This window comes from Albimonas marina (assembly GCF_029223255.1).
Taxonomy (GTDB): domain Bacteria; phylum Pseudomonadota; class Alphaproteobacteria; order Rhodobacterales; family Rhodobacteraceae; genus Albimonas.
In genome coordinates, this window is sequence record NZ_JARHUC010000004.1 from 516,109 (window position 1) to 541,679 (window position 25,571).

Sequence of the window (25,571 nt, forward strand, 5' to 3'; positions counted from 1 at the left end):
GGAGAGACCCATGCCGAAAGACGAGAAGCCGGCCGTGGGCTGGGCCCCGGAAGTCGAGGCGCTGGACGCCCGCCGCGCCCGCATGCGCCAGATGGGGGGCGAGGCGAACATCGCCCGCCACCACGCCCGCGGGAAGCTGACCGCGCGCGAACGGCTCGACATGTTCATCGACGCTGGCAGCTTCCGCGAGATCCACCCCTTCTCCGCCGACGCGGTCTACGAGGGCGCGGACCTGGTGGAGTTCACGCCGAAGGGCCTGATCGAGGGCTCGGGCAAGGTCGGCGGGCGCAAGGTCGTGGTCACCGCCGGCGACTTCACCGTGAAGGGCGGCTCGGGGCGCGGCACGCGCGGCGGGCTGGGGCAGGAGATCGGCTCGGCCAAGAAGGCCCTGCAGTGGCGCCTGCCCTACATCCGCCTGCTGGACGCGGTCGGCGGCTCGGTCCGCGGGTTCGAGGCGCTGGGGCGCACCTACCTGCCCGACGGCAACGACTACATCGCCCCCGAAGTGGAGCTGCTGCAGGAGGTGCCGGTCGCCTCGGCCGTCCTCGGCTCGGTCGCCGGTCTGCCGGCGGTGCAGGCGCCGATGTCGCATTTCTCGGTGATGGTGAAGGGGATCTCCCAGATCTTCCCGGGCGGCCCGCCGGTGGTGAAGGCGGCCTTCGGCCTCGACATCACCAAGGAGGAGCTGGGCGGCGACCAGATCCACACCCGCGTCTCGGGCTGCATCGACAACGTGGCGGCGACCGAGGCCGAGGCGATGGAGATGATCCGCCGCTGGCTGAGCTACCTGCCCCAGTCGCGCGACGAGATGGCCCCGCGCGTCGAGACCGACGACGACCCCGAGCGGCGCGACGACTGGCTGCTGGAGGCGATGCCCCGCGACCGCCGCAAGGTCTACGACGCGAAGAAGATCCTCGCCTCGGTGGTGGACCGGGACTCGTTCTTCGAGATCGCGCCGCTCTACGGCCGCTCCCGCATCACCGGGCTGGCGCGGTTCAACGGCTACCCCGTCGGCATCATGATCAACAACCCGCGCGCGCTGGGCGGGGCGACGGACGCCCATGCAGGCGCCAAGGCGATGCGGCTGATGCAGCTGTGCGACCTGTTCAACCTGCCCCTCATCTCGCTGGCCGACGAGCCGGGCTTCCTGGTGGGGCTGGAGAGCGAGAAGCAGGGGATCGAGCGGGCGGGCGCGCGCATGGTCTCGACCGTCTGCCTGACCACGATGCCCTGGTGCACGGTGGTGATGGGGCGGCTCTACGGCGTGGCGGGGCAGTGCCACCACCGCGCCTCGGGCATGTTCCAGCGCATGGCCTGGCCCTCGGCCAACTGGGGCTCGATGCACATCGCGGGCGGCGTCTCGGCGGCCTATCGCGCGGAGATCGAGGCGGCGCCGGACCCGGAGGCCAAGCGGCAGGAGATCGAGGCGCGGCTGAACGCCATCGCCAACCCCCTGCGCACGGCCGAGGCGACGGGCCAGGACCTGATCGACCCCCGCGACACCCGCGCCCGGATCTGCGAGTTCGTCGAGGAGGCGCAGCGGGTGCTGGTGCGCCAGCTCGGCCGCTCGCGGATGGCCTACCTGCCCTGAGGGGTGCCCCCGCGCGCGGCGTCCACGGGCGCCGGGCGGGGACGGTCGAGCGCGCGTTCGCGCCTCGGACGGGCGGCGAGGTCGGGAGAGGCCGTGGGGCGAGCCCGTCCCGTTGCTCCGAGCGGCGAGCGGGCGAAGGGGCGGGCCGCGGCTCGTCCGACGATTGCGGCGCGAGCCTGCATCGGCCAAGCTGAGCGCCGAGGGAGGATCGCCCATGTGCTTCTCGGCCACGGCGAGCTTCGCGGCGGCGGGCGTGCTGGGCGCGACCGGGGCCGTGGCGCTGGCGGGGGCGATCCGCGGCCGGCTCGGCGCCGGATGGATCGTCTTCGCGGCCTTCCCGCTGATCTTCGCCCTTCAGCAGGCGCTGGAGGGGCTGGTGTGGCTGGGGCTGGAGGGGCGGCTGCCGCCCGCGCTGGCGCCCTGGACGACCGCGGGCTTCCTGTTCTTCGCGCTGCTGTTCTGGCCCGTCGCCGGCCCCCTGACGGGGCGGCTGATCGAGACGGAGCCGCGCCGCGCCCAGCTCTTCACGGGGCTGACGGCGCTGGGCGCGGGCCTGGGGGTCTATCTCTTCGGCCGGGCGCTGGCGCATTCGGTCGTGCCGCAGGCGGTGGGCGGGCGGCTCGTCTACCTGGCGGGCGTCGACTATCCCGCGGGGATCGAGTTCGTCTACCTCGCGGTCGCCGCGGGCGCGCTGCTGGCGTCCTCCCACCGCGAGGCGCGGCTGTTCGGGGGGGCGCTGACCGCCTCCTTCGCCGTGACGGCACTGAGCTGGGACGTGAAGACCCTGCCGTCGGTGTGGTGCTTCTTCGCCGCGATCTGCAGCCTGGTCGCGGCGTGGGGGGTGCTGCGCCGCGTCTCCGCGGCGCAGGCGCTCACTCGGCGGCGGCCGGCTTCCTGGGGTTGAAGCGGCGGTTGAGCTTCTTCATCCCGCCGATCCAACGGTCGTAGTTCGCGGTCTTGTTGCGCATGTACTCCAGCACCTCGGGGTGCGGGAGGACGAGGAAGGTCTCCGCCTCGATGCAGCGCAGGCACTCGTCGGCGACCTTCTCTGGCGGCAGCAGCCCGTCCTGGGAGGCGACGCCGCCCTCGTTCCCGCGCACCATGTTGGTGTCCACGGCCTGCGGGCAGAGCAGGGAGACGCGGATGCCGTCGTCGCCATGCGTCAGGGCCAGCCACTCGTTGAAGCCCACCGCCGCGTGCTTGGTCACGGCGTAGGAGGCGGAGCCGACCTGGCTGAGCAGCCCCGCCGCGGAGGCGGTGTTGAGGAAATAGCCGCCGCCGCGCGCGGCCATGCGCGGGACCAGGTGGCGGGCGGCCCAGACGTGATGCATCACGTTGACCTCCCAGATCTTCTGCCAGTCCTCGTTGGGGATCTCGAGGCCCCCGCGCTGGATGATGCCGGCGTTGGCGCAGAACAGGTCGATGGGGCCGACCTGGTCCTCGACCTCCTCGATCAGCGCCTGGATGTCGGCCTCCTTCGAGACGTCGCACTTGCGCCCGATCCCGCCGATGCCCTCGGCGGTGGCCTTGGCGCCGGCCTCGTCGAGGTCGGCGCAGACCACCGTCTTGGCGCCGGCCTTGGCGAAGCGCTCGGCCAGCGCCTTGCCGATGCCGCCGGCGGCGCCGGTGACGACCACGATGCGGTCCTTCACGTCCATGCTTGTTCTCCCTATCGGGGCCTTCGGGCCCGCGTGTCGTGGGGACCCGTCAGGTCCACATGTTGGAGCCGCCGCAGACGGTCAGCGCCTGCCCGGTCATGTAGCGGCTGGCGTCCGAGGCGAGGTAGACCGCGAGGCCCGCGAAATCGTCCGGCTCGCCCAGGCGGCGCAGGGGGATGTCCTCGTTCGCGCGCTTCTCGGCCGCGGGGTTGTCCCACAGGGCCTTGGCGAAGTCGGTGCGGATCAGGCCGGGGCAGATGGCGTTGGCGCGCACGCCCTGGGGCCCGAACTCGGCCGCGAGGTTCCGCACCAGCCCGATCAGCGCCAGCTTCGAGACGCCGTAGAGCCCGAGCGTCGCCGACGGCTTGAAGGCCCCCACCGAGGAGGTGAACATCATCGAGCCGGAGCCCTTGGCGATCATGTCCGGGACCACCAGGCGGGCGAGCCAGAGGTTCGCCTGCACGTTCGTGGCCATGGTCTTCTCATAGGCCGCGTCCGGGATCTCGGAGATCTTGCCGTAGAAGATGTTCACGCCGGCGTTGCCCACGACCACGTCGATGGGGCCCGCGACCTTGCGGGTCTGGACGACCAGGTTCTCCAGCTCCTCGTGCCGGCCGGCGTTGGCGGCGATGGCGTGCACGCGCTCGGCCCCGATCGCGCCGTTGATCTCGGCCGCCGCGGCGTCGAGCTGGTCCTGCTTGCGCGACGAGATCACCACCGTCGCGCCGTGGGCGGCCAGCGCGCCGGCCATCGCCTTGCCCATGCCCTTCGAGGCGCCGGTGAGCAGCGCCACCTTCCCCGTCAGGTCGAAAAGTCGGGTCTCCACCATCGCGGAATCTCCTCCCATAAGCGGGCGGCCGGTCTTGGCGCCGGTCCTGCCCCGTCGCGGCGCGTCTCGCTTCCCGGGATCAGTCCCGAAGGTCGAAGCGCACGCCGCCGATCACGATGTCGCCCGCGGGGGTCAGCACCCCGCGCGCCTTCGCCTGCTCCTTGGCGCGGGCCGCGTCGACCGCGTGCAGCCGCACCGCCGACAGGCCCGGGCCCCGGCCGTCCGTCGCCTCGACGAAGCGCATCAGCGCGTCGGCGAGGCGCACCACCGGCAGGCCGCCCTCGCGCTCCACCGGCAGGCCGCAGACCGCGGCCCACTTGGCGGCCAGCGCGTCGGGGTCCTCGCCCTGGAGCTCGACCCCGGTGATGTCCGAGATGACCTCGTCCTTCACGTGGGGGCGCCACTCCTCGCCGCCGGCGGGCATCCAGTTGCCCGCGACGTCGGCCTTCTCGTCCCAGTCCACCTCGAGGAACGCGGCCGCGAGGTCGCCGGGATGGAGCTGCATGATGTTCCAGGTCTTCATGTCCATCTCGTGCGCCACCCGCACGCCGGTCTCGGCGGCGCGGGCGCGCACGGCGGCCTGCTCGGCGAGCGTGGGGACCTGGCAGATCACCATGTAGCCCCCGTCGCCCCCGCGGCGGTCGAGGTAGCGCCCCGCCGCCGTGCCCTCGCGCACCGGGGCGACCACTTCCAGGAAGCGGGCGCCCACGGCGATCAGGGTGTTCTCGAGCCCGTACTTGCCCACCGCCGGATCGACGTGGCAGGGCTCGAGCGAGAAGGTCGCGCAGAGGTCGTCGATCACCGGCGCGAGCTGGTGCGCGACGGTGCAGACCTGGCGCAGGTGGATGGCCATGGGCGTCTCCTCCGGTTCGGGCTCAGGCCCTCAGCGGTTCTTCCACTGGGGCGGGCGCTTCTCGACGAAGGCCTTCACGCCCTCGGTGAAGTCCTCGGTGTTCTTCAGCTCGTTCATCACCGGCTTCGAGGCGGCCATCGCCTCCTTGAAGCGCTCGATCTCGTCCATGGCGACCAGCACCTCCATGGTGGCGCGGACCGAGGAGGGGGAGACCGAGGCGATCTCCTTGGCCTTCTTCATCGCCGCGTCCATCAGCTCGGCCTTGGGGACCACCTGGTTGACGAAGCCCAGGCGCGCGCCTTCCTCGGCCGAGACATGGCGGCCGGTCAGCATCATCTCGACCGCGAGCTTGCGGCCGATCTGGCGCGACAGGCGCTGCACGCCGCCGGCGCCGGCGAAGAGGCCGACCTTGACCTCGGGCAGGGCGAAGGTCGCGGTGTCGGCGGCGATGATCACGTCGCAGGCGAGCGCGGTTTCGAACCCGCCGCCCATGGCGAAGCCGTTCACGGCGGCCACGATCGGCTTGGTGCGGTCGTAACGGGTGGCGAGGCCGGCGAAGCCCGCGGGGTTCTGGCTGAGCGGCGCGCCCGAGGCGGTGGCCTTGAGGTCGTTGCCGGCCGAGAACGCCTTGTCCCCGGCGCCGGTCAGCACCGCGACCCACAGGTCCGGGTCGGCCTGGAAGTCGTCCCACACCTTCGCCAGCTCGTCATGCATGGGGCCATGCATGGCGTTGTAGACCTCGGGCCGGTTCAGGGTGACCAGCAGGATGTTCCCCTGGCGCTCGGTCTTGCAGAATTCGTAGGTCATCAGGCGACTTTCTCCTCACCCACCTTCAGTCCGCCCAGGTCGAGGTCCACGAAGCGGCCCCCCTCGGCGGCGAGTTTCTTCAGGGTCTCGGCGGGGGCGAAGGCGGGGTCGTCGGCGCCCAGCTTCTCCATCCGCGCCAGCACGGCCCTGGGGCCGACCATGTCCCCGAACCACATCGGCCCGCCCTTGTCCGAGGGCCAGCCGTAGCCGTTGAGCCAGATCACGTCGATGTCCGACGGCCGCTGCGCCTTGCAGTCCTCGAGGATGCGCACCCCCTCGTTGATCATCGGGAAGATGCAGGTCTCGATGATCTCGTCCCGGCCCATCGAGGAGGGCTCGGCCCCCGTCACCTCGCGGATCACCTTCGCGGTGACCTCGGAGGGCGAGCCCTTGCGGTTCTCGTCGTAGTCGTAATAGCCCGCGCCGGTCTTCTGGCCGCGGCGGTCCATCTCGCACAGCGCGTCGCGGATCGGGTTCTGGGTCTTGGCGCCCTTGGACCAGCCGATGTCGAGGCCGGCGAGGTCCGACATCTGGTAGGGCCCCATCTTGAAGCCGAAGGCGTTCAGCGCGGCGTCCACGTCCCAGGGCATCACGCCCTGGTAGACCAGCTTGTTGGCCTGCACCTGGCGCGCGCGCAGGATGCGGTTGCCCACGAAGCCGGGGCACACGCCCACCAGCGAGGCGACCTTCCCGATCTTCTGGGAGATGTCCATGCAGGTGGCGACCACGTCGTCCGCGGTCTGGTCCGCGCGCACGATCTCGAGCAGCTTCATCACGTTGGCGGGCGAGAAGAAGTGCAGCCCGATCACGTCCGCGGGGCGCGAGGTCTGGGCGGCGATGGCGTCGATGTCGAGGCCCGACGTGTTGGTGCCGAGGATCGCGCCGGGCTTCATCACCTTGTCGAGGTTGGCGAAGATCTTCTTCTTCAGCTCCAGGTCCTCGAACACCGCCTCGATGATCAGGTCGCAGTCGGCGAGGTCGGCCATGTCGAGCGTGCCGGTCAGGCGGTCCATGCGCTCGGCCACCTCCTCCTGCGGGAAGCGGCCGCGGTCGGCGCTGCGCTGGTAGTTGGTGCGCACCACGCCCAGGCCGCGGTCCAGCGCCTCCTGCCGGGTCTCGAGGATCGTCACCGGGATGCCGGCGGAGGCGAAGTTCATCGAGATGCCGCCCCCCATGGTGCCGGCGCCGATGACGCCGACCTTCTCGACCTTGCGCAGGGGCAGGCCGGCGGGCAGGCCGTCGATCACCCAGGTCTTGCGGCCGGCCTCGGCGATGTAGGCGCTCAGCGCCTCCTTGTTGGGATCGGCGGCGGTCAGGTCGGCGACGGTCATGGGCGAAGGCTCCATCGGATGCGCCGGCGGGCGGACGACGTCGCGTCGGCCCCGCGCGGACGCGGAAAGCGGGTCGGGGAAGGACGAGGCGGCGCGCGCGGGCGCGGACCCTCCGGTGCGGATGGCGGTCGGTCTCTCCTCCCCTTGGCGCGTCGCGGCTCCGGCGGATCCTGAGCGTCCCCGGTTGAACCGACTGACGAGCGTCAGGACGCTAGGCCGGAGGGCGTCGCCGGGTCAAGCCTGTCGTCCGGTAAGTGGCGCTCAGGCCGTGCCGTCCCGAGACGGTTCGTCGTCCCGCCGCCCCGTGGCGATGGAGCGGACCAGCCAGAAGGGCGCGAGCCCCAGCCCGGCCGCGACCATCGCCAGCACGAAGCTGGCCCCGTAGCCGCCCGTCAGGTCGTGCAGCAGCCCCGAGGCGAAGCCCCCGACGGCCGAGCCGATGCCGAGCCCGATGGTGATCATCCCGAACACCGCGCCCACGTTCTGCGGGTAGAGCCGCGCCACCAGCGCCGTCACCACCGGTCCGCGGGAGCCCATGTTGCAGCCGAAGATCGCCACGAACCCCGCCAGCAGCGCGAAACCGGGCGCGAGCTGCAGGAGCCACAGCACCACCACGCCCAGCGCGCTCATCGTGAAGGAGGCGGTCAGCACCGGCCGCCGCCCGAAGCGGTCCGCCAGCCAGCCGGTCGCGAGGATGCCGACGATCGAGAGGCCCCCCACCACCCCGTAGGCGGTCGCGGCGGCGAGCGGCGAATATCCCAGCTCGGTCAGGTAGGCGACGAGCTGCAGCAGCACCGACCAGGTGCAGACCGCGGTCATCATCAGCGCCACGAAGAGGCCCAGGAACTCCTTCTCCACCAGGATCCGCTTCGGCGGGAACAGGGAGCGCGAGCGGGGGGCCGAGGGCCAGCGCCCAGCGCTCAGCCGCCGCCAGGGCAGGGCGACCAGCAGGACCGGGCCCGCGACCAGCAGCGCGCCGCCCATCAGCCGGTAGGCGAAGCGCCAGCCCTCGGCCTCGATGATCGCGGCGGCCAGGGGGGCGACGGTGATCATGCCCACCGAGAGGCCCGCGTAGGCGCCGGCCATGGCCATGGTCAGCTCGCCCCGGAACCAGCGCGCGATCAGGCCCGCGCCCACCGCCATGCCGGCGCCGGCGACGCCGAAGCCGACCATCACGCCGGGGCCCAGCACCGCCATCCACCACTCGGTCATCATCGAGGCGATCAGCAGCCCCGCGCCGAACAGCATCAGCCCCGGAACCCAGACCGCGCGGGCGCCGTGGCGGTCGAACATCGCGCCCGCCAGCGGCGCCGCCAGTCCCTGCGCGATCATGTAGACGGCGTAGATCGAGGAGAATTCGCTCCGGCTCCAGCCCAGGTCCTCGGTCACCGGCAGCAGGAACACCGCGAAGCTCTCGCCCAGGCCGCGGGCGATCATGTTCATCGCGAAGCACAACGCGACGACGGCGAGGCCCGCGCCCGCCATCTCGCGCCCCTGGAACTCGGGAACGGACGGGCCGGCCGGGGGAGACCCGGCCGGCCCTGCGCCCCGCGGCGACGCCGCGGGGCCGGCCTGCATCTGCGGTCGTTCCATCAGCCGTACATCAGGTCCGGCAGCCAGGTGATGATCTGCGGGAACACGATCAGCAGCACGATGGTCAGGGCGTCGGCGATGAAGAACAGGAAGATGCCCTTGAACACGTCCGACAGCGGGATGTCGGGGCGCACGCCGTTGACCACGAAGCAGTTCAGCCCGATGGGCGGCGTGATAAGGCAGACCTCGGCCATCTTCACCACGATGATGCCGAACCAGACCGAGCACTGCGCCCCGGTCATCCCGAAGGCGCTGTCGGCGGCCGAGACGTCCGGGCCCCCGTTCAGCGCGATCACCGCCGGGTAGACCACCGGCAGCGTCAGCAGCAGCAGCCCGATCGCGTCCATGAACATGCCCAGCACGACATAGCCCATCAGGATGCCGCCGAGGATCAGGTAGGGGTCCGCGTCGAAGCCCAGGATCCAGGTCGCGAAGGCCTCGGGCAGGCCCGAGAAGCCCAGGAACCGCCCGAAGATCAGCACGCCCCAGATCAGCGAGAAGATCATCACGACGAGCTTCGAGGTCTCCATCAGCGCCGCGCGCAGGGAGGCCCAGCGCATGCCGTTGATCCAGGCCACCACCAGCACCACGAAGGCGCCCAGCGCGCCCGCCTCGGTCGGCGTCGCCCAGCCGCCGTAGACGGCCGAGACGATGATCACCACCACCGCGATGATCGGGAACAGCCCGGGCAGGGAACGGAACCGCTCCCCCCAGGAGATGCCCTTGATCGCGGGGCCCGCGTCGGGGTTCATCATCGACCACACGATGATGATGCCCGCGTAGACCACGGCCGAGAAGATGCCCGGCAGGAAGCCCGCCAGCAGCAGCGCGCCCACGGATTCCTCGACGATGACCGCGTAGATCACGAGGATGGTCGAGGGCGGGATCAGAGAGGCGAGCGTGCCCGCCGCCGCCACCACGCCGGCCGCGAGGCGCTTGTTGTAGCCCGCCGCCAGCATCTCGGGGATCGCCACGCGGGAGAACACCGCCGCCGTCGCGACCGAGGCGCCCGAGACCGCCGCGAAGCCCGCCGCCGCGAACACGGACGCCACCGCGAGGCCGCCCGGCACCCAGCCGATCCAGGCCCGCGCGGCGGCGAAGAGCTGCCGCGTCATGCCCGCGTGGAAGGCCAGGTAGCCGATGAGGATGAACATCGGCAGCAGCCCCAGCACGAAGCTGACGGACTTGGAGAACGGGATCTGCCCCACGGCCGAGGCAGCGCCGTGCCAGCCGATCAGCTCGACCAGGCCGACCAGCCCCACGATGCCGGCCGCGAAGACCACCCGCACCCCCAGGACCACCAGGATCAGCAGCAGCGCCATGCACAGCACGCCGACCTCGGTTGGGTTCATGTAGCCGATGCCGAAGATCGCCTCCGGCTGGCCGTCGATCAGCGCCTGGAAGTTCACCGGCGGCCCTCCCTCTCGTGGGCATGGAGCTCGCGCTCATGCACCAGGGCGTCGTCGTCGCGCTCGATCCCGGCCTCGCGGATCTCGCGCTCGGCCTCCTGGGCGGGGGTCAGCTGCAGGGGCACCGCCACGGGCTCGAGCGAGGGCCAGATCGCGAGGCGCAGGTAGCCGACCGTCTCGATCGCCAGGCGCAGGGCCCAGATCGAGAAGGCGATCGGCACCAGCAGCTTGGCGGGCCAGGTCGGGAACTCGATGTCGACGGTGGAGTCGCCGATTTCGTAGGCGTTGAGGAAGAACTCCCAGGAATAGCGGATCAGCACCACCACCAGGCACAGGCCCGCGAAGGTGGCCAGCGCCTCGACCAGCCAGCGCAGGCGGCCGGGCAGGGCGCCGATGATCAGCTCCATGCGGATATGGGCGCCCAGGCGCTGCGCGTAGGCGGCGCCCAGGAAGGCGAAGATCGCGATCGCCTGCTCGGAGATGTCGAGGTAGCCGGTGATCGGGAACCCCGCGATCCGGCTGGCGATGGAGATCGTGGTGCCGATCATCAGCACGAAGATCGTCACCGCCGCGAAGATGTTCAGCCCGTCCTCGAGCCGCGCCAGCAGCCCCGAGATCGCGCCCAGCGGACCTCCGCCGTCCGTTCCGCCGGGATGGCTCCCGACCGTGCCCACGCCCGCCATGGGGTTCCTTTCGCATCCGCGCCGAGGAAAGACCCCGGCGCCGGGCCGCGGGGCGGCCGGTGGGCGGGGCGTTCCTGGAAAATGAAGTTCTGCGCTCCGGCCGGTGGCGCCGCGGCCGGGCCCGCAAGGGGCGCGGGGGCGGCGAGGCGGCCGGAGATTGCGGAAAGCGGCGCGCCGGGGCCGGCGCGGGAGGGGCGGGGGCGCGGCGCGCCCCGCCCGGTCCCCGCGCCGGCCCCGGCGCTCAGGTCGTCAGCTCCCCTCGCCCTTGGCGAGCGACATCACCAGGTCGAGAACGGCCTGCGCGTCGAACTTGTCCTGGTTCGCGGCGACCCACTCGTCCCACACCGGCTTGCCGGCGACCTTGCGGAAGGCGTCGAGCTGCTCCTCGGTGTAGGTCACCTCGGTCAGCGTCTCGCGGAACAGGGGCAGGTTCTTGGCGTCCGCCTCCTCGTAGGCCGCCTTGTAGACGTCCTTGATCTCGGGCTTCAGGTCCTCGAGCAGCTGCTTGTACTGGTCGGGGAGCGCCTCGTAGGCCGTCTTCGAGATCACCACCGGGCAGTCCGAGGTGCCGGGGCTCATGTTCGAGGTGAACCAGTCGGCCACTTCCTGGATCTTGTAGGAGGCGTGGGCGTAGGTGTAGGGCAGGCTCTCGGCGTCGATCGTGCCGCGCTGCAGGGCGGTGTAGACCTCGGTCGCGGGCATCGACTGACGGATCGCGCCCAGCTTCTCCATCGCCTCGCCCACGCCGCCGCCGGCCCGCACGCGCAGGCCCGCGAAGTCCTCGGGCTTCAGCGGCGGATCGCCGGCGCCCATGAACTCGTACTGCGGCAGGTTGGTGGTCACGTAGTACATCGCGTTCCACGCCGACATCTCGTCGACCAGGATCGGATGCTCGTAAAGGCCCATGCGGACCTTCCAGGCGGTGTCGAAGTCGGGGATCGGCAGGAACGGCATGGTCATGACCATGTTCGCCGGGTTCTTGCCGGGGTGGTAGAAGTTGCAGTAGGCGGCGGCCTCGAACGCGCCGGCCTTCAGCCCGTCGAGGTTCTCCTTCGCCTTGGAGATCTGCTCGCCGTAGAAGATGCGCATCTTGAACTGGCCGCCGGTCTCCTCCTCGAGACGCTTGGCCATGTGCTCGACGCCCGCCGAGAAGGCGCGGGGGTTGCCCCACATCGAGAACTTCCAGAACACGCTGGGGCCGTCGACGTTGGCGGCCGAGGCGGCCGAAGGCGCGACGAGGCCGAGAACGGCGGCGGCGAGGACGGCTTTCGCGCCCTTCCGCAGGTTGCGGCGGTGGGTCATGACACCTCCCTGTGTCGGTCCGGGGCGCTCTTTTCGGCGCCTTGGATGGCATGGCGGGCGGCGACGCCGCCCTGTCCGAACGTCAGGAGAGACAGGCCGGCGGGGCCAAGTCAACCGTCGTCAGCCGCCATTCAGCCCGAACCCGCCGCGGGGCGCCGGATTCGGGCCAAGTCCTTGTCTCAAGGCAGCAGTTTGCCGGGGTTGAGGAGGCCGTCGGGGTCCATCGCGGCCTTCAGCCGGCGCATCAGCGCCATCTCGACCGGGTCCTTCAGGCGAGCCATCTCGTGCATCCTCAACCGGCCGACGCCATGCTCGGCGGTGATCGAGCCGTTCATCTCGGCCACCAGGTCGTGGACGATGCGGTTGATGGCGTGGGTCTCGGCCTTCCAGTCGGCGTCGGTCCAGTCCTCGGGGCGGATCGGGTTGTAGTGCAGGTTGCCGTCGCCGGCATGGCCGAAGGTGCAGGGGCGGAAGCCGGGGTAGACGGCTTCCAGCGCCGCGTCGGCCTTCTCGACGAACTCGGGGATGCGGGAGACGGGGACCGAGATGTCGTGCTTGATCCCGGCGCCGGCGCGCTGCTGCACCTCCGCCTGGTCCTCGCGGATGCGCCAGAGCTTCTGCGCCTGTTCGACCGAGGAAGGGAGGATCGCGTCGGTGGCGATGCCCTGTTCCAGCGCCTCGCCCAGCGCGGCCTCCAGCGCCTCCGCCATCTTGCCCTGCGGGCCGGGGCCGTCGACCTGCAGCAGGACGCGCCATTCGGAGCCGGGCATCGGATCCTCGTGGCCCATGGTCTGGGCGGCGAGCGTGAAGCAGATCTCGTGCATCAGCTCGAAGGCGGTGACGGTCTCGCCCATCGCCGACTTCATCAGGGCCAGAAGCTCGATCCCGGCCTTGGCGGAGGGGACGGCGACCAGCGCCACGGCGCTGTCCTTGGGCATCGGGAACAGCTTCAGCGTGGCGGCGGTGATGATCCCCAGCGTGCCCTCCGAGCCGAGGAACACCTGCTTCATGTCGTAGCCGGCGTTGTCCTTGCGCAGCGCCCGCAGGCCGTCCCAGATCTCGCCCTGCGCGGTCACCACCTCCAGCCCCAGCACCAGCGCGCGGGCGTTGCCGTAGCGCAGGACCTGCACGCCGCCGGCGTTGGTCGAGAGGTTCCCGCCGATCTGGCAGGTCCCCTCGGCGGCCAGCGACAGGGGGAACAGGCGGTCGTGCCTCGCGGCCTCCTCCTGCACCGTCTGCAGGACCACGCCGGCCTCGACCGTCATCGAGTCGTTCAGCGGGTCGACCTCCCGGATGCGGTTCATCCGGGCGAGGGAGAGGATGATCTCCGAGCGGCCCATGTGCGGCTGCCCGCCGCCGGTCAGGCCGGTGTTGCCGGACTGGGGGACGATGGGGGTTCCGGTCTCGGCGCAGATCTTCACGATGGCCGCGACTTCGGCGGTGGACTCGGGGCGCATCACCAGCGGGACCTCGCCCTTCCAGCCGTCGCGCCAGGCGGTGACGTGGCCGTCGAGGGCGGAGGGGTCCTCGGTGAAGCCCTTCGGGCCGACGGCGGCCTTCAGGCGGGCGATCACCTCGGGCGGGACGGGGGCGGCGCCGGGCAGGGGATAGAGACGGTCGTCCATCTTGGTCTTTCAGATCTTGGCGAATTTCTGCAGCGCGTCGCGGAAGGAGAGGCCGTTGCGCATCTCCTCCATCGCGCGGGCGTCGTCGCGGGCGTAGCCGAGGGCGAGCTCGGCGATCTCTTCGGCGCGGTCGGCGGGCAGGACCACCACCCCGGTCCCGTCGGCGACGATCACGTCGCCGGGGGAGACGGGGATGCCGGCGGCGACGATCGGCTCGTTGATCGCCTCGACCCGGATGCGGGTCTTGCCTGGCGTGGGGACCATGTGGGCGGAGAAGACGGGGAAGCCGAACTCGAGGATCTCCTCGCGGTCGCGCACGCCGCCGTCGACGATCAGGCCCTCGATCCCCTTCAGCTTGGCGGCGTAGGAGGCCATGCCGCCCCAGGTGGAGACGGGCGCGCCCCCGTTCGCCACCACGATCACGTCGCCGGGGCCGGCGGCGTCGATCATGTGCCCGACCTTGAAGTCGGAGGTGGGGAAGGAGCCTTTGGGCCCGGTGACCTCGCGCGCGGTGACCGCGCGGCCGACGCAGCGCAGGCCGGGGCCGGCGGCGTGCAGGCCCAGCATCACGCCGCCGGCGCCGGTCTCGTCGATGGCGTTGGCGAGCGTGGGGGTGGCGAGGGTGCGGAGGCTGTCCAGCACCTCGTCGGGAACGCGGGTCATGCGGAGGCCTCCAGGTCCAGGGCGGCGTCGATCAGGGTCTTCTCCTCGGCGTCATGCCAGGCGTGCCAGCCGACGGCGGGGGAGGCGGCCTCGGGGCGGGAGACGAGGCGCGCGGGGCGGCCCAGCGCCCGCTCGATCCGGCGGTCGAGCCAGGGGAAGGGGCCGAGGTTCTCGGGCTCCTCCTGCACGAAGACCAGCTCGCCGGGCGCGCCGGCGAGGGCGGCGGCCAGCGCCTCGGCCGGGAAGGGGTGGAGCTGTTCCAGCCGGACCAGCGCCACGCGGCCCTCGAGGCCCCGGTCGGCGCGGGCCTTGGCCAGCAGCCAGTAGACCTTGCCGGAGCACAGGAGGATGCGCTGGGCGCCCGAGACGTCCTCGGCCAGCACCGGCGCGAAACCGGTTCCGGGGGCGAATTCCTCGGGCGCCGACGTGCAGGCGGCGAGGCGCAGCAGCAGCTTGGGGGTGAACACCGCCAGCGGCTTGGGGCTGGGCAGCGCCATCTGGCGGCGGAGCAGGTGGAAGTATTGCGCCGGGGTCGAGGGGTTGGCGGCGATCAGGTTGGCCTTGGCGCAGCGCGCCAGCACCCGCTCGACATGGCCGGTCGAGTGGTCGGGTCCGCCGCCGTCCCAGCCATGCGGCAGCAGCATGGTCAGGCGCGAGGTCAGCAGCCAGCGGTCCTCGCCCCCGGTCAGGTACTGGTCGAACATCGGCTGGAAGACGTTGAGGAAGTCGCCGAACTGCGCCTCCCACACGTCGAGGCCCGGCGCGGCGGTGGCGTAGCCGTACTCGAAGCCCAGCGCGGCGTTCTCGATGAGGGGGGAGTTGAAGACCTCCGCCTCGCCGAATTGCGCGAGGCTGTGGTGGACTTCGCCCGTCTGTTGGTCGTGCAGGCGCAGGTGGCGCTGGGCGAAGGCGCCGCGGACGGCGTCCTGGCCGGAGAAGCGCAGGGGGCGCCCCTCGGCCAGCAGCGAGGCGAAGGCCAGCGCCTCGGCGAAGGCCCAGTCCACGGGCGCCTCGCCGCGGGCCATCTTGCGGCGCCTGGTCAGGAACTGCTGGATCTTGGGGTGCAGGGTCATGCCCGCGGGCGGCTGGGCGAGGGCGCGGGCGAGGCGCTGAAGCTCGTCGAGGGCCACGCCGGTGTCGTGGTGGGCGAGCATCGGCGCCTCGGCGCCTGCGGCCAGGCCCGGCGCCTCGGGGGCGTTGGGGGTGGCCGGGGGCGCGGCGAAGGCGGCGTCGAGCTCGGCGCGCAGGGCCGAAAGGTCCGGGGCGGGCAGGCCGGCGGCGGCAGCGAAGCGCTCCGAAAGCGGGGGCAGGGCGTCGATGGCGGCGTACATGCGCGGCTGGGTGAAGCGCGCCTCGTCCATCTCGTTATGGCCGCGGCGGCGGTAGGCGATCAGGCGCACGAGGATGTCCTCGCCCCAGCGGGCGCGCCAGCGGGCGGCGGCGCGGGCGGCGAGCAGGATCGCGTCGGGGTCGTCGCCGTTCACGTGCAGGATCGGCGTCTCGGTGATCTTGGCGACGTCGGCGGCGGTGCGGGCGGAGCGCGCCTCGGGCCCGTCGGTGGTGAAGCCCACCTGGTTGTCGAGCAGCAGGTGCAGCGTGCCCCCGACCGAGTAGCCGGGCAGGCGGGCGAGCTGGAGCATCTCCATGTTCACGCCCTGGCCGGCGAGCGCGGCGTCGGTGTGCAGGACCATCGGCAGGACGGCCGGATCGCGCCCCGCCCCCTCGGCCCGGGCGCGGCCCAGCGCGACCGGGCCGACGATGGAGAGGTGCGAGGGATGCGGCGCCGTCCAGACCTCGACCCCGTCCTCGCGCACCCCGTCGAAGCCGAGGTGATAGGGCACGTCCGAGGCCGCGCCGAGCGACGCCGGCAGGTCCGGCGCCCCGCGCAGCTCCGCCGCGACGCGGGTCAGGGGTTTGCCGAGGACCAGCGCCATCTGGGTGATGCGGCCGCGGTGCATGCCCCCCGCCACGACCCGGCGGGCGCCCGAGGCGCGGATCGCCTCGTCCATCAGCAGCGCGAAGCCCTCTGCGCCGGACATTCCGAACGTCTTGGTGGTGGGCAGGCGGCGCTTGACGTCGCCCTCCAGCAGCTCGGCCGAGGCGATCAGGGCCAGCGCCCGGGCGCGGTCGGCGTCGGAGGGGGGCTCGGCGATCTCGGCCTCGGCGGCCAGCCAGTCGAAGCGGGCGGGGTCCTGGACGTGGCCGATCTCCCACCCCAGGCCGCCGCCGTAGATGGCGCGCAGGGCGGCGCGCAGCGGCTCGGGGCCGGGAAGGTCGAGCGCGGGCGGCGCCTCGGGCGCGGCCAGGCCCAGCGGATCGAGCCGCGCGGCGCGCCAGCCGTGGCGGCGCCAAGCCTCGCACAGGCGCTGGGCGGCGGGGTCCCGCGCCCAGTCGTCGGCGTCGCGTCCCGCCGCGGGGGCGCCTGCCTCGCGACCCGCCGCGGGGTCGACCTCGTCTCGCATCTCTTGCCTCCCGCAGTCGCGGCCTTATGCTGGCCTTACCTGTCGGCCGAAAGACAACCACGCGGCCGATCCCGGGTCAAACCACGAGAACCGAAATCCGGTTGGGAGGAAAGACATGCGTCTGCCGGCTGGCGGGAACGCCCTGGCCGTCGCGCTGGGCCAGATCCTGCGCGCGCTGAAGGCCGCCGTGCTCGGAGGGCTCGGGCGATGAGCGATGCGCTCCCCCTCAAGGGCCGCCTGGTGCTGGACCTGAGCCAGGGCATCGCGGGCCCGTCCTGCGGCATGACCATGGCCGAGCTCGGCGCCCGGGTGATCAAGGTCGAGCCCCCCGCGGGCGACTGGATCCGCAACCTGGGCGCGGCCGCAGCGCCCGGGGCGACGGCCTTCTCGCTCTACTACAACCGCGGGAAGGAGAGCCTGACGCTCGACCTGAAGTCCCGCGCCGGACTCGACGCGGCGCTGAAGCTGGCCGCCCAGGCCGACCTGCTGATCGAGAGCGGGCGCCCCGGCGTGACCGAGAAGATGGGCCTGGGGTTCGAGGCGGTGAAGGCGCTGAACCCCGGCATCGTCTACCTGACCATCTCCGGCTTCGGGCTGGAGGGGCCGCGCGCGCCCGAGCCGATGGTGGACACCTACGCTCAGGCCTACACGGGCATGATGTCGATCACCCGCGACGACCGCGGCCAGCCGGTGCGCTTCGGCCAGCCGCTGGTGGACGCGGTGACCGGCCTCTACGCCGCGCAGGCCGCGCTCGCCGCCCTGTTCCCCACCGAGGGCAAGCGCGAGGCGCGCCGGCTCGACGTGTCGCTGGTGCAGTCGGCCGCGGCCCTGATGGCGCCCAAGGTGCTGGAGTGGGAGATCACCGGCGGGCGGGTCCTGTCGATCAACCCGCCGGCGGGGATCTACATGGCCTCCGACCGCCACCTGGCGCTGACCCTGGTGCGCGAGATCGAGTGGGCCGGCATCTGCCGGGCGCTGGACCGCGAGGCGTGGATCGACGATCCCTGCTTCAACAGCTTCGCCGCGCGCAACGCGAACTACGACGAGATGCGCGCGGCGATGGAGGCGATCTTCGCCACCGACACCGCCGACGTCTGGAGCGAGCGGCTGACCGCGCAGGGCATCCTCGCCCGGCCGGTCAACGACTACGGCGACTGGCTGAGCGACCCGCAGGTGGTGGCGATGCGCGCCTCGCCGGTGATGGACCTGGGCGCGGCGAGCCTGCCGGTGCCCCGCACCCCCTCCCGCCAGCCGTTCGACGCGCCCTCGCCCGAGGCCGGCCAGCAGACCGCGGCGCTGGCCGAGGAATTCGGACTGGTGCTCGACTGAGCGTCCGCGGCCCGCCCGAGCGGCGGGCCGTCCTTCCCCCTGTCCGGCGACCGCGCGGCCCCCGGGTCTGGCGCCCCGGGCTCGACCCGGGGCCTCGCGGCGCCCGCCGCGCTCTGCGCGCCCGCCCTGTCCCAAGGAGCCTCCGATGGCCGACACCCCCGACCGCATCGACCCGATGTCCCTTCGCCTCTGCGAGACCCGCTGGTTCGAGGACTACGAGGTGGGGGAGGTCTTCTACATCCCCTCGCGCACCATGACCGACGCGCTGTTCTCGGCCTTCCAGCTCGCCTCGGGCGACAACCACCCGATCCACTACGACCGGCACTGGTGCGCGGCGCACGGTCACCGCGAGCTGCTGGCCCATGGCTACCAGGTGGTGATCCAGACCTGCGCGGGCGCGGGCCAGCTGCCCCACGTGATGGGCGACGCGCTGGTGGCGTTCCTCGAGCAGGGCTCGAAGTTCCTGGGCGCGGTCTACGCGGGCGACACGCTCTATCCGCAGCTGAAGATCTCGGAGCTGAAGCCCGGCCGCACCACGGGGGTGATGACCTGCGAGGCGACGGTGTGGAACCAGGACGGGACCAAGGTGCTGGAGGGGTTCCACAAGTACCTGCTCAAGAAGCGTCCCGCCTGATCGCGGCCGACCGCCGCCGGCCCGCCCCCGCCCCCGCCGGCGGCCGGAGCCGCGTCGCCTCGCCCGCGGCGGGCGAGGTCGACGCGATCCGGACGGGATGCGGCCGGGACATGGCCGACGGCGCGGGCGGCCGGCGTCAGGCCGTCCTGGCCCGGGCGGCGACGGCGGCGATGGCGTCGGCGATGCGCTCGTGCAGCTCGGTCGGCAGGTCGTGGCCCATGCCCTCGATGGCGACCAGCTCGCAGCCGGGGATCGCCTCGGCGGTGGCCTTGCCGCCCTCGAACGGGACCAGCGGATCCTGCACGCCGTGGATCACCGTCGCCGGCAGGTCGAGCGCGGCCAGCTTCGCCGCCCGGCCGGGCGAGGCCATGATCGCGGCGTACTGGCGCGCGAAGCCCTGCGGGCGCCAGGCGCGGCGGGCGTCGGCCAGGGCGCGGGCGTGGATCTCGGCTTCCGGCGCGGGGAAGGCGGGCGAGCCGATGGCGCGCGAGACCTTCGCCGACAGCGCCAGGAAGGTCTCGAGGTCGTCGTCGGGATGGGGGCGGGGCGTCGACAGCGCCTCCATCGCCGCGGGCGTGCCGGGGGGCAGGCCGGGTTCGGAAGTGGTCGACATGATCGAGGTCAGCGACAGCGCCTTCGCCCGGTGATCGCAGGCGACCAGCTGGGCGATCATGCCGCCCATCGACATGCCCATGACATGCGCCGCCTCGATCCCCAGCGCGTCCAGCAGCCCGGCGCAGTCGGCGGCCATGTCCGAGAGGTCGTAGGGCGCCTGCGGCCAGCGGCCGGCGTTGCGCTCGGCCGCCATGGCCTGGAGGTCGGGCACGCCGGCCTCGTCGAAGCCCTGCGACAGGCCGACGTCGCGGTTGTCCATCGCGATGGTGCGGAAGCCGCGGGCGGCGAGCGCGTCGAGGAACCCCTCCGGCCAGCGGATCGCCTGCATGCCCAGGCCGCAGATCAGAAGCAGCGGTTCGCCGGTCTCGGGGCCCGAGAGCGCGTAGTGGAGGCGGACGCCGTTGGCGGTCGCGAGGGGCATTCGGGGTCTCCTTGCCTGCGTCGCGGGGGAGGCGCCCGCGGCGCGGTCCAGCGCCGGCGCGCTCCCCCGGAGGCTCGTGTCGCATATTTTAACCCGGATTAAAATAGCTTCCTGCACGATCCTTCGTCCTATCGGCCGGATTGGACCGGCGAGGCGGACGGAGGTCCGCTGCCGCGCGGCCAGCCTTGGGCGTTGGGGCGGGAAGGCGTCGAGCCGGCCGTTCCATGGGTGATGCGGGTTTCGGTGCAAACGATTGCAGGCGCGGTCCACCGCAGGCGCGACGCGGGACCGCGGAGGCGGGAGCGCCCGTCCGCGAGGCTGCCTCCGCCTCGACGACCTCCAGCGTCAGGACCTTCGTCCGGCGTCAGCCCTCGGGCGTCGCGCCGCGGAACATGCCGAAGGCCAGCACCGAGGCGTAGAGGGCGATCGCCTCGTCCCGCGGCATCGGCAGGGCCTGCGCCCAGGGATGCACGTCGTAGGCGCCGTTGATCATCACCGCGAGGCACTGGGAGGCGATCATCGGGTCCACCGGCCGCACCGAGCCGTCGGCGATCCCGTCCGAGATCATGCCCGCGTAGCGCCGCGCCATGCGGTCCGCCCCGCGCAGGGCGCGGGCGCGCAGGTCCTGGGGCAGGGCGTGCAGGGCGGTGATGCGCAGGAGCGGGAAGCGGGCGTCGAACTGGCGCGCCAGCAGCGCGCCCACGCAGTCGGCGAGCCGCTCCCACCCCGTGCCCGGCAGCTCCATCGCCAGGGTCTGGGCGCGGGCCACCCGCTCGTAGCTGCGCCCGAAGCAGTCGAGGACCAGGTCGTCCTTGCCCTCGAGGTGGTGATAGAAGCTGCCCTTCGAGACGCCCAGCTGCGCCGCGATCCGCTCGACCGAGGCGCCGCGGTAGCCGCGCACGTTCACCAGCACGGTGGCCGCGCGCAGGAACGCCTCCGGCCCCGGCTCGCCCGAGGGGCCGTCGACCTCGGGCGGGTCGATCTCCAGCGGGCGCGGCGCCCAGCCGCCGCCGGGGGCGGCGAGCCCGTCGGACAGGATGTCCACCATCCGCGCGCCGATGCGGTCGAAATCCTCGGTCCGGTAATGGTGCAGCCAGGCGCGCATCCAGTGGGTGACGTCCAGCAGCACCTGCGCGCAGGCCACGTCGCGGGGCGGCGCGGGCGTGCGGGCCGCGGCGGCGGGATCGAAGGGGCCGGGCGCGAAGAAGCCCGCCGTCTTGGCGCGCATCGCCTTGTAACGGTCGATCAGCTCCTGCCGCACGGGATCGTCGAGGGCGCGGATCTCCGACAGGATGGCGATGTGGCGATCCTCGCCGGCGCGCACCCGCCGCTCCTGCTCCAGCCGCTGGGCGATGAACAGCGCGACGCGCGCGCGCGGATCGGGGGCGGCGCCGGCGGCCTCGGCGGCGGCGTCGAGGCGCGCGACCGCGCGGTCGAGCGCGGCGGCGGCCAGCTGCTCCTTGCGCTTGAAGTAGTAGGTGATCGAGGTGGTGTTCAGCCCCACCGCCTCGCCCACCGCCCCGAAGGTCAGCCCCTTCAGCCCGCGGGACGAGATCAGCTCGTCGGCCGCGTCGAGGATCCGCTCGCGTTTCTTGCGCCAGCGGTCGGATGGATCCGTGATCTGCGGGGCGTCCAGTGTCATGGTCCCGAAATAGCAAGAGCGCGGGGGCGCCGTCCATCCGGCGAGCGCGCCCCGCCCATTTGAAAGGGAGGAGAGAGCATGAAGCCGCAGGAAGGCGTGGACCTGTCGGGCAAGGTGGCGGTGGTGACCGGCGCGGGCTCGGGCATCGGACGGGCGAGCGCGCTGATGTTCGCGGCCGCCGGCGCGGCGGTGGTCTGCTGCGACTGGGCCGAGACGGTCGAGGGCGTGGCCGAGGAGATCCGCTCCGCGGGAGGCCGCGCCTCGGCCCGGCGGATGGACGCAGGGAACGAGCCCGACGTCGCCGCCGCGATGGAGGCCGCGGAGGCGGAGTTCGGCGGGCTCGACGTGGTATTCGCCAACGCCGGCATCACCGGCGGCGTGCGGGAGTTCCTGGACGCGGGCCCGGACGTCTGGGCCGAGGTGCTGCGGGTGAACCTGATCGGCCCTTACCTCGCGATCCGCCACGCGGCGCCGAAGATGACGGCGCGGGGCGGCGGCTCGATCATCATGACCGCCTCGGTGGCGGGCATCCGGGCCAACGCGGGGCCGGCGGGCTACTCCGCCTCGAAGGCGGGGGTGGTGAACCTGACGCAGACCGCGGCGCAGGCGCTGGCGGGGACCGGCGTGCGGGTGAACTGCATCTGCCCGGGCCTGATCGCCACCGAGATGACCCGCCCGATCTACGAATACGCCCAGAAGCAGGGGATCGAGGTGCCGATCGGGATGATGAACCCGCTGCAGCGCGGCGGCGTGCCGGACGAGATCGCCTCGGCCGCGCTGTTCCTCGCCTCGCCGCTGTCGAGCTACGTGAACGGCCATGCGCTGGTGGTGGACGGGGGGCTGTCGTCCTCGCATCCCTATTCCGGGGCGAAGGGCTTCTCGGCGGCGCTGGGTGGAGAGGCGAAGGCCGCGGAATAGGCTGACGCCGGGCGCCGGGCCGCGCTGCGCGCGGCCTCGCGCCTTCGGCGCGGGGGAGGGCGGCCCCGGCGAAGGCGCTACAGGCGGGGCGCCGGGCCGGAGCCGTCGCTTGGAGGGACGGCGCCCTGACCCAAATTGTTTTCTAATTATTTCAGTAAAGTAAGGTGAACATCAGCGCGAACGTCGATCGCGCCCTATTTCGGGGCGCGCTGCGGTTCCGTCGACTTTCGCGAAAGCGGAGCGCGACGTTTGGTTCTTACAGCCCGCCCTCCTGCCCCGGACTTCCCGGCGAGGCGGGCGAGGGCGCCTGCGCCCCCGCCCTCCGGTCTCAGAACGCGAGTTCCAGGATCTCCCGCACGTCCTGGGGCCCCGCGATCTTGCGGGGGTTGCGGCGCACCGGGCCGTAGCCCATCGCCTTCTCGGCCAGCGTGGGCAGGTCCGCCTCGGTCAGGCCGGCCGCCTGCAGGCTGCCGGGCACGCCGAGGACCTGCACCAGCTCGGCCAGCAGGTCGCCGGCGGCGCGGCCGGGGTCCCCCAGCGCGGCGGCGAGGGTGCGCTGCCGCTCCCCGTTCACCGCCGCGTTCCAGCGCATCACCGCGGGCAGCATCACGCAGCTCGTCACCCCGTGGGGCACCCCGAAGCCCGCCCCCAGCGCGTAGCCGATGCCGTGGCTCGCGCCCGAGCCCGCGCCCCCGGTCAGCGCCAGGATCGCCTGCCACATGCCGAACTGCGCGTCCTGGCGGGCCAGCAGGTCGTCGGGCCGCTCGCGGATCGCGGGCAGGGCGCGCGACAGCCGGTGCGCGGCGCCCAGCGCGTAGAGGTCGGTCATCGGGTTGGCTGTGGGCGAGCAGAACGCCTCGCAGGCGTGGTCCATCGCCCGCATGCCGGTCGAGACCAGCAGCTCCAGCGGCGTCGTGTCGGTCGAGGCCGGGTCCAGCACCGCCACCCGCGGGATCAGGACCGGCTTGGAGAAGCCGTGCTTCACCCCCGCCTCGGGGTTGGAGATGCCGGCGATCCCGGTGAACTCGGCCGCCGACAGCGTGGTCGAGACCGAGATCGCCCGGATCTCCCCCTTCGGCCGCAGGTCGGAGGAGGGCTTCCAGCGGTCGGCCTGGGCGCGCAGCCCCTCGACCGTGTCGACGCCTTCCTCGAGGCAGATCTGCACCGCCTTGGTCGTGTCGATGACCGAGCCGCCGCCCACCGGCACCAGCACGTCGGCGCCGGCGGCGCGCGCGGCGCGGGCGATCTCGATCACCTCCGCCTCGGGCGAATGGGCCGAGACGTGGTCGTAGATCCCCACGCAGGCGTCGCCCAGGCCCGCGATCACGCGGGCGAGCGGGCCGCCCTCCGCCCGGGCGAGCGAGCGGGTCGAGGTCACGAAGGCCCGCTTCAGGCCGGCCCGGGCCATCTCCTCGACCACCGCCTCCGCCGCGGGGCGTCCGAAGACCACCCGCTCCATCGGGGCGAGGTCGAGGGCGCCGCTGAGCAATTCGGCCGCCTCGGCCTGCGTGTCGGTCGTCATGATCTGAATCCTCCCGTCTCTTGTCTTTGCGCCCAGCATGGCGCGGGACGGGCGCGCTGGCGATAGCGGATGCGACCTGCGCCGACGGCAGGTGTCGCGCGCAAGGCGCCGGCTGCGCTAGAACCGGAGCAGGACGCAGGAACCGGGACCCCGAGATGAACATCGCCCTCTGGCTGCACCAGACCGCCGCGCGCCGCCCCGAGGCCCCCGCCGTGAGGGTGGGCGAGGCGCTGCACGCGACCTATGGCGACTACGCCGCCCGCACCCGGGCGCTGGCGCGGGGCTTCGCCGCGAGGGGCGTGGGGCCGGGCGACCGGGTGGTGCTGTTCGCGAAGAACGGGCCGGACTACCTGGCGGTGATGCACGCGGCGCTGTGGATCGGGGCGGCGATCGTGCCGGTGAACCACAAGCTCCACCCCGCCGAGGCCGCCTGGATCGTCGCCGACGCCGGCGCCCGGCTGGCGGTGACCGAGACGGGCGATCTCTCGACCCGGCCCGACTGGCCGGCGGACTGCCTGGAGGTGGGGCTGCACTCCGGGGACTTCGCCGAGGCCGCGACGCCGGGACCCGGGGACCGGACAACGCCGCCGCGGGAGGCGCGCGAGGACGACCTCGCCTGGCTGTTCTACACCTCCGGCACCACCGGGCGGCCGAAGGGGGTGATGCTGACCCACGGCGCGCTGCGGGCGATGGCCATGACCTACCCGCTCGACGTCGACCCGGCGCGGGCGAGCGACCATCCCCTCTACGCGGCGCCGATGTCCCACGGGGCGGGCCTCTACACCTTCCACTACATCCGTCTGGGCGCCTGCCACGTGATCCCGCCGGGGCAGGGGTTCGATCCGGCGGAGATCGAGGCGCTGGCCCGCGCGCTGGGCGACCTCGTGTTCTTCGCGGCCCCCACCATGATCCGCCGGCTGGTGGCGCATGCCCGCGCCTCGGGCTGGCGGGGCGAGGGGGTGCGCACCGTGATCTACGGGGGCGGGCCGATGTACCTCGCCGATCTCGACGAGGCGGTGGACCTGATGGGCCCGCGCTTCGTGCAGATCTACGGCCAGGGCGAGAGCCCGATGACTATCACCGTCCTGCCCCGGGACATGGTCGCCGACCGCGCCCACCCGCGGGCGGAGGCGCGGCGCGGCTCGGTCGGCTACGCCCAGGCCTGCGTCGAGGTGCGGGTGGTGGACGAGGCGATGGCCGACGTGCCCGTGGACGCGCCGGGCGAGATCGTGGTGCGCGGCGCGACGGTGATGAAGGGCTACTGGAACCGCCCCGAGGCCACCGCCGAGACGCTGGTGGACGGCTGGCTGCGCACCGGCGACGTCGGGCGGCTCGACGCCGACGGGTTCCTGACCCTGACCGACCGCTCGAAGGACGTGATCATCTCGGGCGGGACCAACATCTACCCCCGCGAGGTCGAGGAGACGCTGCTGGCGCACGCCGGGGTCGCCGAGGTCTCGGTGATCGGCGTGCCGAGCGCGGAGTGGGGCGAGGACGTGCTGGCCTTCGTGGTCCTGCACCCGGGCGCGGACTGCGGGCCCGAGACGCTCGACGCCTGGTGCCGCGCGCGCATGGCCTCTTTCAAGAAGCCCAAACACTGGCGGTTCCTCGACGAGCTGCCGAAGAACGCCTACGGCAAGGTGCTGAAGACCGAGCTGCGCAAGCAGGCGTAGGGCGCATCCCG

Annotated in this window: 21 protein-coding genes; 6 read left to right on the forward strand and 15 right to left on the reverse strand. The window is 72.6% G+C overall.

Translation table 11 applies throughout. The features are described 5' to 3' along the window. The first annotated feature begins 10 nt into the window (after window positions 1–10). Both P2H44_RS13870 and P2H44_RS13875 read left to right on the forward strand, forming a co-directional pair. Window positions 11–1,591, forward strand: coding sequence for an acyl-CoA carboxylase subunit beta (locus P2H44_RS13870; protein WP_275764326.1), 1,581 nt, complete (start codon window positions 11–13; stop codon window positions 1,589–1,591). 214 nt (window positions 1,592–1,805) lie between these two features. Then, window positions 1,806–2,495 (forward strand): DUF6629 family protein, encoded by a 690-nt coding sequence (locus P2H44_RS13875; protein ID WP_275764327.1) that lies wholly within the window; start codon window positions 1,806–1,808, stop codon window positions 2,493–2,495. On the opposite strand, the gene P2H44_RS13880 is transcribed toward P2H44_RS13875, so the two are convergent. From P2H44_RS13880 to P2H44_RS13935, 12 genes are all read right to left on the reverse strand, one after another. Continuing rightward, window positions 2,464–3,249 carry an SDR family oxidoreductase gene (locus tag P2H44_RS13880; RefSeq protein ID WP_275764328.1) on the reverse strand — a complete coding sequence of 262 codons (786 nt, stop codon included), beginning with the start codon at window positions 3,247–3,249 and terminating at the stop codon, window positions 2,464–2,466. The genes P2H44_RS13875 and P2H44_RS13880 overlap by 32 nt on opposite strands. 49 nt (window positions 3,250–3,298) lie before the next feature. Beyond that, the gene (locus tag P2H44_RS13885) at window positions 3,299–4,078 is read right to left on the reverse strand and encodes an SDR family NAD(P)-dependent oxidoreductase (protein WP_275764329.1); all 780 of its coding nucleotides are present in this window, start codon (window positions 4,076–4,078) and stop codon (window positions 3,299–3,301) included. A gap of 79 nt (window positions 4,079–4,157) precedes the next feature. After that, complete coding sequence (locus P2H44_RS13890) at window positions 4,158–4,931, reverse strand: VOC family protein (RefSeq protein WP_275764330.1); 774 nt, start codon at window positions 4,929–4,931, stop codon at window positions 4,158–4,160. 30 nt (window positions 4,932–4,961) lie between these two features. Beyond that, window positions 4,962–5,738, reverse strand: coding sequence for an enoyl-CoA hydratase-related protein (locus P2H44_RS13895; RefSeq protein WP_275764332.1), 777 nt, complete (start codon window positions 5,736–5,738; stop codon window positions 4,962–4,964). Then, on the reverse strand, window positions 5,738–7,069 hold the full coding sequence (locus P2H44_RS13900) for a 3-hydroxyacyl-CoA dehydrogenase (RefSeq protein WP_275764334.1): 1,332 nt from the start codon (window positions 7,067–7,069) through the stop codon (window positions 5,738–5,740). Before P2H44_RS13900 ends, P2H44_RS13895 begins: the two co-directional genes overlap by 1 nt. A gap of 261 nt (window positions 7,070–7,330) precedes the next feature. Beyond that, window positions 7,331–8,554 carry an MFS transporter gene (locus P2H44_RS13905; RefSeq protein WP_275764335.1) on the reverse strand — a complete coding sequence of 408 codons (1,224 nt, stop codon included), beginning with the start codon at window positions 8,552–8,554 and terminating at the stop codon, window positions 7,331–7,333. Between the two features lie 107 nt (window positions 8,555–8,661). Next, window positions 8,662–10,014 carry a TRAP transporter large permease gene (locus P2H44_RS13910; RefSeq protein WP_275764596.1) on the reverse strand — a complete coding sequence of 451 codons (1,353 nt, stop codon included), beginning with the start codon at window positions 10,012–10,014 and terminating at the stop codon, window positions 8,662–8,664. A 53-nt stretch (window positions 10,015–10,067) separates the two neighbouring features. Then, entirely contained in the window at window positions 10,068–10,754 is a 687-nt protein-coding gene (locus P2H44_RS13915; RefSeq protein ID WP_275764336.1) for a TRAP transporter small permease, read from the reverse strand. Between the two features lie 249 nt (window positions 10,755–11,003). After that, window positions 11,004–12,056, reverse strand: a complete 1,053-nt coding sequence (gene dctP / locus P2H44_RS13920) for a TRAP transporter substrate-binding protein DctP (protein WP_275764337.1) — start codon at window positions 12,054–12,056, stop codon at window positions 11,004–11,006. Between the two features lie 179 nt (window positions 12,057–12,235). Then, window positions 12,236–13,681 (reverse strand): FAD-binding oxidoreductase, encoded by a 1,446-nt coding sequence (locus P2H44_RS13925; RefSeq protein WP_275764338.1) that lies wholly within the window; start codon window positions 13,679–13,681, stop codon window positions 12,236–12,238. Between the two features lie 9 nt (window positions 13,682–13,690). Continuing rightward, complete coding sequence (locus P2H44_RS13930; RefSeq protein WP_275764340.1) at window positions 13,691–14,344, reverse strand: RraA family protein; 654 nt, start codon at window positions 14,342–14,344, stop codon at window positions 13,691–13,693. Further along, window positions 14,341–16,806, reverse strand: a complete 2,466-nt coding sequence (locus tag P2H44_RS13935) for a thiamine pyrophosphate-dependent enzyme (RefSeq protein ID WP_275764341.1) — start codon at window positions 16,804–16,806, stop codon at window positions 14,341–14,343. The genes P2H44_RS13930 and P2H44_RS13935 overlap by 4 nt, the downstream gene beginning before the upstream one ends. Before the next feature lie 207 nt (window positions 16,807–17,013). On the opposite strand from P2H44_RS13935, the gene P2H44_RS13940 reads away from it, so the two are divergent. Both P2H44_RS13940 and P2H44_RS13945 read left to right on the forward strand, forming a co-directional pair. Next, window positions 17,014–18,135: a CaiB/BaiF CoA transferase family protein gene (locus tag P2H44_RS13940; RefSeq protein ID WP_275764342.1), complete on the forward strand. Its 1,122-nt coding sequence runs from the start codon at window positions 17,014–17,016 to the stop codon at window positions 18,133–18,135. Between the two features lie 145 nt (window positions 18,136–18,280). Then, window positions 18,281–18,769: a MaoC family dehydratase gene (locus P2H44_RS13945; protein WP_275764344.1), complete on the forward strand. Its 489-nt coding sequence runs from the start codon at window positions 18,281–18,283 to the stop codon at window positions 18,767–18,769. A 136-nt stretch (window positions 18,770–18,905) separates the two neighbouring features. On the opposite strand, the gene P2H44_RS13950 is transcribed toward P2H44_RS13945, so the two are convergent. Together P2H44_RS13950 and P2H44_RS13955 are read right to left on the reverse strand one after the other, a co-directional pair. Continuing rightward, the gene (locus P2H44_RS13950; RefSeq protein WP_275764345.1) at window positions 18,906–19,805 is read right to left on the reverse strand and encodes an alpha/beta fold hydrolase; all 900 of its coding nucleotides are present in this window, start codon (window positions 19,803–19,805) and stop codon (window positions 18,906–18,908) included. 364 nt (window positions 19,806–20,169) lie between these two features. Next, the gene (locus tag P2H44_RS13955) at window positions 20,170–21,447 is read right to left on the reverse strand and encodes a TetR/AcrR family transcriptional regulator (protein ID WP_275764347.1); all 1,278 of its coding nucleotides are present in this window, start codon (window positions 21,445–21,447) and stop codon (window positions 20,170–20,172) included. 78 nt (window positions 21,448–21,525) lie between these two features. On the opposite strand from P2H44_RS13955, the gene P2H44_RS13960 reads away from it, so the two are divergent. Further along, the gene (locus P2H44_RS13960; protein ID WP_275764348.1) at window positions 21,526–22,365 is read left to right on the forward strand and encodes an SDR family NAD(P)-dependent oxidoreductase; all 840 of its coding nucleotides are present in this window, start codon (window positions 21,526–21,528) and stop codon (window positions 22,363–22,365) included. A 328-nt stretch (window positions 22,366–22,693) separates the two neighbouring features. Here the strand turns inward: P2H44_RS13960 and P2H44_RS13965 are convergent, their stop codons facing one another. Then, window positions 22,694–23,887 carry an iron-containing alcohol dehydrogenase gene (locus P2H44_RS13965; RefSeq protein ID WP_275764349.1) on the reverse strand — a complete coding sequence of 398 codons (1,194 nt, stop codon included), beginning with the start codon at window positions 23,885–23,887 and terminating at the stop codon, window positions 22,694–22,696. A gap of 155 nt (window positions 23,888–24,042) precedes the next feature. Between P2H44_RS13965 and P2H44_RS13970 the strand changes: the two genes are divergently transcribed. After that, the gene (locus tag P2H44_RS13970) at window positions 24,043–25,560 is read left to right on the forward strand and encodes a class I adenylate-forming enzyme family protein (RefSeq protein ID WP_275764350.1); all 1,518 of its coding nucleotides are present in this window, start codon (window positions 24,043–24,045) and stop codon (window positions 25,558–25,560) included. The last annotated feature ends 11 nt before the right edge of the window (window positions 25,561–25,571 follow it).

Bases quoted from the DNA above. Each gene is read 5' to 3' on its own strand.
- P2H44_RS13870 (WP_275764326.1), top strand. From the start codon at position 11: ATGCCGAAAGACGAGAAGCCGGCCGTGGGCTGGGCCCCGGAAGTCGAG.
- P2H44_RS13875 (WP_275764327.1), top strand. From the start codon at position 1,806: ATGTGCTTCTCGGCCACGGCGAGCTTCGCGGCGGCGGGCGTGCTGGGC.
- P2H44_RS13880 (WP_275764328.1), bottom strand. From the start codon at position 3,249: ATGGACGTGAAGGACCGCATCGTGGTCGTCACCGGCGCCGCCGGCGGC.
- P2H44_RS13885 (WP_275764329.1), bottom strand. From the start codon at position 4,078: ATGGTGGAGACCCGACTTTTCGACCTGACGGGGAAGGTGGCGCTGCTC.
- P2H44_RS13890 (WP_275764330.1), bottom strand. From the start codon at position 4,931: ATGGCCATCCACCTGCGCCAGGTCTGCACCGTCGCGCACCAGCTCGCG.
- P2H44_RS13895 (WP_275764332.1), bottom strand. From the start codon at position 5,738: ATGACCTACGAATTCTGCAAGACCGAGCGCCAGGGGAACATCCTGCTG.
- P2H44_RS13900 (WP_275764334.1), bottom strand. From the start codon at position 7,069: ATGACCGTCGCCGACCTGACCGCCGCCGATCCCAACAAGGAGGCGCTG.
- P2H44_RS13905 (WP_275764335.1), bottom strand. From the start codon at position 8,554: ATGGCGGGCGCGGGCCTCGCCGTCGTCGCGTTGTGCTTCGCGATGAAC.
- P2H44_RS13910 (WP_275764596.1), bottom strand. From the start codon at position 10,014: ATGAACCCAACCGAGGTCGGCGTGCTGTGCATGGCGCTGCTGCTGATC.
- P2H44_RS13915 (WP_275764336.1), bottom strand. From the start codon at position 10,754: ATGGCGGGCGTGGGCACGGTCGGGAGCCATCCCGGCGGAACGGACGGC.
- dctP (WP_275764337.1), bottom strand. From the start codon at position 12,056: ATGACCCACCGCCGCAACCTGCGGAAGGGCGCGAAAGCCGTCCTCGCC.
- P2H44_RS13925 (WP_275764338.1), bottom strand. From the start codon at position 13,681: ATGGACGACCGTCTCTATCCCCTGCCCGGCGCCGCCCCCGTCCCGCCC.
- P2H44_RS13930 (WP_275764340.1), bottom strand. From the start codon at position 14,344: ATGACCCGCGTTCCCGACGAGGTGCTGGACAGCCTCCGCACCCTCGCC.
- P2H44_RS13935 (WP_275764341.1), bottom strand. From the start codon at position 16,806: ATGCGAGACGAGGTCGACCCCGCGGCGGGTCGCGAGGCAGGCGCCCCC.
- P2H44_RS13940 (WP_275764342.1), top strand. From the start codon at position 17,014: ATGAGCGATGCGCTCCCCCTCAAGGGCCGCCTGGTGCTGGACCTGAGC.
- P2H44_RS13945 (WP_275764344.1), top strand. From the start codon at position 18,281: ATGGCCGACACCCCCGACCGCATCGACCCGATGTCCCTTCGCCTCTGC.
- P2H44_RS13950 (WP_275764345.1), bottom strand. From the start codon at position 19,805: ATGCCCCTCGCGACCGCCAACGGCGTCCGCCTCCACTACGCGCTCTCG.
- P2H44_RS13955 (WP_275764347.1), bottom strand. From the start codon at position 21,447: ATGACACTGGACGCCCCGCAGATCACGGATCCATCCGACCGCTGGCGC.
- P2H44_RS13960 (WP_275764348.1), top strand. From the start codon at position 21,526: ATGAAGCCGCAGGAAGGCGTGGACCTGTCGGGCAAGGTGGCGGTGGTG.
- P2H44_RS13965 (WP_275764349.1), bottom strand. From the start codon at position 23,887: ATGACGACCGACACGCAGGCCGAGGCGGCCGAATTGCTCAGCGGCGCC.
- P2H44_RS13970 (WP_275764350.1), top strand. From the start codon at position 24,043: ATGAACATCGCCCTCTGGCTGCACCAGACCGCCGCGCGCCGCCCCGAG.